General features: G+C 57.0%; 5 protein-coding genes. 2 read left to right on the forward strand and 3 right to left on the reverse strand.

Going from position 1 to position 5,784, the window contains the following annotated elements; genetic code table 11:
• The 3 genes from ACF8AM_RS14975 to ACF8AM_RS14985 form a co-directional block, all read right to left on the reverse strand.
• On the reverse strand, nucleotides 1–1,097 hold a 1,097-nt coding region (locus ACF8AM_RS14975), incomplete at its 3' end, for a transposase (protein WP_392556413.1).
• Nucleotides 1,098–1,229: 132 nt separating this feature from the next.
• Nucleotides 1,230–1,688 (reverse strand): DUF3592 domain-containing protein, encoded by a 459-nt coding sequence (locus tag ACF8AM_RS14980; RefSeq protein WP_392556410.1) that lies wholly within the window; start codon nucleotides 1,686–1,688, stop codon nucleotides 1,230–1,232.
• A gap of 58 nt (nucleotides 1,689–1,746) precedes the next feature.
• The gene (locus ACF8AM_RS14985) at nucleotides 1,747–3,099 is read right to left on the reverse strand and encodes a rhomboid family intramembrane serine protease (protein WP_392556411.1); all 1,353 of its coding nucleotides are present in this window, start codon (nucleotides 3,097–3,099) and stop codon (nucleotides 1,747–1,749) included.
• Between the two features lie 448 nt (nucleotides 3,100–3,547).
• On the opposite strand from ACF8AM_RS14985, the gene ACF8AM_RS14990 reads away from it, so the two are divergent.
• Nucleotides 3,548–5,086 carry a nucleoside permease gene (locus ACF8AM_RS14990; RefSeq protein WP_392556412.1) on the forward strand — a complete coding sequence of 513 codons (1,539 nt, stop codon included), beginning with the start codon at nucleotides 3,548–3,550 and terminating at the stop codon, nucleotides 5,084–5,086.
• A gap of 134 nt (nucleotides 5,087–5,220) precedes the next feature.
• The coding region (locus tag ACF8AM_RS14995; protein ID WP_392556414.1) for a VWA domain-containing protein at nucleotides 5,221–5,784 on the forward strand (564 nt) is incomplete at its 3' end.

A 5,784-nucleotide genomic window follows, 5' to 3' on the forward strand; every position in this document is an offset into this window, starting at 1 on the left:
TCGGCTTTCAGCGATTCTGGACGGCCGATGCAACTGCTCTTGCCAAAGTACTTTTGCCAATCCCACACCAAGTCTCGCCACATCGAAGCGTCGATCCCGACTTCCGAGAGCGTTTGAGCAAGACGCTTGGGCAACTCAGCCACTTGGCGGGCAACCGACTGCGCCGCTGTCCAGTCCAACAGCTGTTTGTAGTCGCTCCAGCGGATATTCAAAAATCCGCGGTCGCTGCTGCGGAGCCCCTTCGTGTGAGCTTGCGGTTCGGTGGACAGTTTGGTTTCGCTCAGCGTCAGCGGGCTCAGCCAGCCGTCGCGTCGAATGCGTTTGCCCGTTGGATTGCGTCGTTCCGCCTTGCGTTTTGCTTGAAGGACTTCGACGGGCGTTTCTCGGATCTCCCGTCCCGCTTCCTCCGTTGGAATTGGCTTGAGATCAAACGCGGCCGAAGGGATTTGTTCGCCCTTGCGAGCTTCGATTCGGTCGTAGGCACTGGTGTGGGGGCTGGTTTCAGGCGTGGTGGACATGGCCGCGCGGACTGGGTTCAGGTCGACGTACATGCTGCACGCGAGCAAGCCTGCTTCATCAACAATCTTTTGTGCTTTGAAACGCCCCTCCCAAAACCTGCCGGTGCACTCGCCCTGTTTGTTTGCCATCCGGGCGATTGGTTCCGCCAGAGCTCTCATGAACCAAGAGATGTCGGACAAGCGGCGACGGACTTCGGCCAGTCGCTCTTTGTTGCGAACCAACATCTGAACGTCGTTTTCAGTGGGCTCGGCCAAGTGTTCTTCGAGTCGACGGCCGGGGAAAACTCGCAACCAGCGGATGGCCACTTCCTCGTCTGACCACTGAGCGCAGACGTCCGGCCGATGGCGGAGAATCTGATGAATATGATTGCTCATCACCGCGTACGAAAGCACGTCGACGGCGAACACTGACGCCAGAGCTTCCATCCGCCGGCGAATCCACTCATTGCGATACGAGTAATCCTTGCCGGTCACTTGGTCGATACCTGCAAGGAAGGCTCGCCGCACGCAACGTTGGACCACGTGTACGATTCCGATTTCGCTGGGATCAAACTGTTCGCTTCGCTGAGGCCGCGGCATCGCTCTGCTCTCCAATGAGATGGGCAAGACAAAAAGCATCCTATGCACCCTCCCAGCGAAGTCAAGTTTTGGTGGGTGGCACCATACGGGAATGGGTGGGTGGCATCACATCGGGAAGTGGGCAGCGCAGGCTCAGCCGATTTCGGATGAATTTTCTTGTCTCCTTTGAGTCAACCGGAGAATGGTTGCAATGGCGAGGGCTACGATTCCAACGCTGGTGACTAAGATCGGCACGAACCAAAGTTCGTGGAACAGTCCGACTTTGGCGATGGCGGGCGCGTCTTTCCAGTAGTGAATCAGAACCTTGTCTCCCTCCCTGACGCCCGAGCGAAATCCCTCGTCGTGATACACATGGGCGCTCGTGACGTACTCCCGGCCGTCAACTATGTAGCTCACGTGCGGCCAGCTTCCCGACATCCCTTCGATCCCTCGTTGATATTCGATCGCGGTGCCGTGCGTTTGTTCCATCTGAGACAGTTCGTAGGCGGTCTTGCCAGTGATTGTGAGTCCCACCAAGACTACCAGCGCCCCAATCACGGTTCCAAGCCAGCCAACCGCAAGGCCTGCGTTGGCAAAGGTTTCTTCGTTCATGTTGATTCCTCCCTCGTTGGGTCAAGAAACAGTGGGATCGGCCTTGCCGGGATGACGCTCAACCTGTCGAAGCCGACTGACACATCGCGAGAAGTTGGTTTCGGCGAGCAATTGTCTTTTGCTGCGTTTCGCTGGGCTTCTTTTCGTCAACATGGATTTGGTTCAGGGAGTTCAGGGCGAGGTCGGCTCTTCGCATCACTCTCAATTGGATCTGAGCCAAACGCAATCTCGCTTCGTTTGCTATCTCGCCGTCTCGGTCCGCGATGATTTGCAGCGGTCCTGTCGCAGGGACGAACTGTTTCGCTGCGGCGTAAAGCTTGGCGAGTTCGAACAAGGTTTTGTCTGACAATCCTCTTGCGATAGAAAGCTGTTCCAGGCGAGCAAAGTGCGAATTTGCGACGCTCAAACTGCCGCTCGCGATGGCTTGTCGAAGCAGCATCGATAGGCGATTGAATTCAGGGTGTGATTGCGACGCCGTCATGGCGGCTTGAGCAGCAGCCGCTGCGTCATCGGCACCACGTTTCCTTTTGCCGAGGAATCCGCGTTTCGTTTTCGTTTGCTTGTCAGAAGCAGCCTGACGTTGTGCGTAGGTGGATGTCGAATCAACAAGCGAATGCTTGTTCGCCAAGGCCGCTGCCACCGGGTCGTAGGCGATGGCGGCTTCACGCTGGATGGCTTCGCGACGCGAAGGCGGGCAGAGCCACTCGTATTCCTGCAGCCACTCGTTGCGGGAGATCACGTCCCAGTTCTCGCAATCGACACGGCCGGTGTGCAGCATCCATAGGCCGATGGGGGCACCGACGAACGCACCGAGCATATGCAGCAATCCTGACGAGACCGAGAAGCCGGCGAACAACATCTCGACGACTTGCAGGAACAAAAACAGCATCGCGAGAGTGACGACTTTGACTTCAAACGCCAATGCTCGGATGAAAAGAAACAGACCGAAGACCAGCACGCACTCGACATCGTTCTCGGGGGCCCAGATCAACGCGATCATCATCAAGCCAAACACGGCGGAGGACGCACCCAGCGAATGGCCTTCGCCGACGAGGACGAACATCATCAGTTGTTCGATGACGCATTCGCCGACCGCGATTCCCATGTAAATCGCCAGAAATTTCCACGTTCCGACTTTGCCTTCCACAATCAACCCGAAGGCCCACAGGAAGAACATGTTTCCCATCAAGTGAAACGGGCCAGCGTGCAGGAAAGCACTGCTCACCCACTGAAGCGGATTGATCGTTTCGTAGGAGAGTGCGAAACGTTCCAACGTTTCGTATTCGATGTTTCCCGTCACCAGTCCCCAGACGCAAACGGCGAACGCCAGCACATTGGCAACGATCAAGCTGACCGTTGCGATCGGCCAGTGGTAAATGGGGGCGTCGGTTGAAATGGGAACGAACAACACGACGCGTTTCCTTGGGCGATGGGGAAGTAGAGGGGATTACGAAAAGGTGCAGCAGCGGTCGTAGTTTAACGCGACTGGCATAGGAGGTGGCTGGAAACCACCTGTTGTTGGGCGCGCAAGTTCACATCGCGTCCCAAGCAACCGCCGCCAAGTCATGAGGATTTTTGTTCAACGGTTCCCGGGCGACTTAGGTATGCATGGTCGCCGCTAACTCGGGCTGCGATTGAATTCATCCGCCGCTAAAAGCTCTGTCCGTGGGCACGACGCGACCGCCGTTCGATGTCGAATAGCAAACTGTGGCGAAGCCAAACCACGGCAGCGTTAAATTGACTTAAGATAGGCCGATCCGCGGTTGCCACCTCGTGATCTTCTCTCCTTGCGATGGTACTTTTCGCGGTCCAGTTGCCCACCTTGAAGCTCCCTGCCTCATTTTCCAGTGTTGACTCAAATGCAAGACGCAGAATCCCAGCCCCAGTCCGCCGCCAAATGGATCGTGCCATCATTGTCTTTGATGATGTTCCTGCAATTCTTTGCGTGGGGAGCTTGGTTCGCGAGTCTTTCCGCGGCGATGGATTCGAATCTGTTGGGTGCGTTCATCGGAGGTGCCTACGAAGCGGCACCGATTGCCGCGATCTTTGCACCGTTGTTCCTGGGGTTGGTGGCGGACCGCTTCTTTGCCAGTGAACGCGTGATGGGCACGCTGATGTTGGTGGGCGGCGTCATCATGCTGTTGATTCCTGGGATCGCTGAGAACGCATCGACGTTCGCGAATGAGACGGCGGAAACGATGCGAGCAGCGGGGACCTACGAGGCGGAAGCGTTCAGTGCCTCCCAAGCGGAAGAGAACACGGCGGGCAAGACATTGGTTTGGATGATCCTGGCGTACTTGCTGTGCTACATGCCCACGCTTGGGCTGGGGAACACGATCGCATTCTCAAACATCCCCAGTCAAAACGATTTTCCGAAGATTCGAGTCTGGGGAACGATTGGCTGGATCGTTGCTGGTTTGACGGTCGGTATTTTCGGCTGGTCTTCGTCGTACAACATCTTTTGGTTGGGAGCGTTCAGCTCGCTGGCATTGGGACTGTTGTGTTTCTTTTTGCCGCACACCCCACCGCCGCTCAAGGGCAAGCCGATGGACATGCGATCGCTGTTCATGGTCGACGCATTCACGCTGCTCAAGGATTGGAACTTCTTGATCTTCGCGGTTTGTTCGACGCTGATTTGCATCCCGCTGGCTTACTACTACGGCATGACCGCCACGTACTTGAACCAGACCGGATTCGCGGAACCGGCGGCGACGATGACGATCGGGCAGATGTCCGAGATCATTTTTATGCTGCTGATCCCGTTCTTCTTCCGCCGTCTGGGCGTGAAAGTCATGATCCTGGTCGGGATGGCTTGTTGGGTGCTTCGTTACGCACTGTTCGCTTACGGAGCACCGGATCAAGTCACGTGGATGTTGCTCGCTGCGGTCGCTCTGCACGGCATCTGCTATGACTTTTTCTTCGTGACAGGGTTCATGTACACCGACCAGAAAGCACCGCTCGGCATTCGCGGGCAAGCTCAAGGGCTACTGGTGTTTTTGACCCAAGGCGTCGGGATGTTCTTTGGTTACCGAATTATGGCGGGAGGCAGCCTGTTTGGTTTCATTCCGTTGGACCTGACGTTTGGAAAGTATGGCCAACAGGTGACTTCTTCGCCGACCTACGTGGAAGCTTTGGCGGACGCGCGTGGTGAATCCGAGTCGCTGTCGTTCCTCGAGTCGTTCACGCAAATGTTTGCGCGGGCGTTGCCGGAAGGTCTCGACGCGGGAATTTTGGCGGAAACGATGGGGCAATGGAAAGACTTTTGGTTGTCACCCGCGATCATGGCAGCGATCATTTTCGTGATCTTCGCGGTGACTTTCTGGGACCGAACGGAGGCGGACCCCGACGCAGCCGAAGCATCCGCTGCCGAGCCGACGCCGTCTGACCCGGCTGTTTGATCGATCGGTCGCCAGATATCTAACTCGCAGGGCCCCGCCAATGGATCCTGCGTTATGATAGAGCGATGAATGTGCCCGACCAGCCGATCGCTTGGTCGACCGCGCAGAACCATTCGGCCACCCAGGGCTTTGTCGTGACACTTCCTTTTCGCCTCGGTTTTGAATCGCCCCACTACCTTTGGTGGTTGCTGGCGTTGCCGTTGCTGTGGTGGCTAGGGTGGGCACATCTGCGAGTCCTCGGGGCTTGGCGACGTGTCTTTGCTTTGCTGATCCGAACGGTGGTTTGGACGGCGATTGTGGCGGCGCTCGCTGGTGTGCAATTGGTTTGGACCAGCGACCGAGTCACGGTCATGTATGTGTTGGACCAGAGCGAGAGCATTCCGTCGGCGAAACGCACGGCGATGTTGGACTACGTGATCGAATCGGTTCGCCGACACCGCAATGCGACGCGAGGGGACCGCGCAGGGATCATCGTTTTCGGTCGCGATGCGATGATCGAGATCCCGCCGTACGACGACAACGTACCGCCGATCCGTCGCTTGGAAAGTTTGCTGGAACGCACCGACGCGACCAATCTGGAAACGGCACTGAATCTGGCTCAGGCGTCGATGCCCGAGGACACGTCACGGCGCATTGTGATCGTGACCGATGGCAACGAGAACATGGGCGAAGCCCGACGGATCGGCAGCCGGATTGTT

Origin of the sequence: Rhodopirellula sp. JB055 (assembly GCF_043100905.1) — a bacterium.
Lineage (GTDB): Bacteria > Planctomycetota > Planctomycetia > Pirellulales > Pirellulaceae > Rhodopirellula.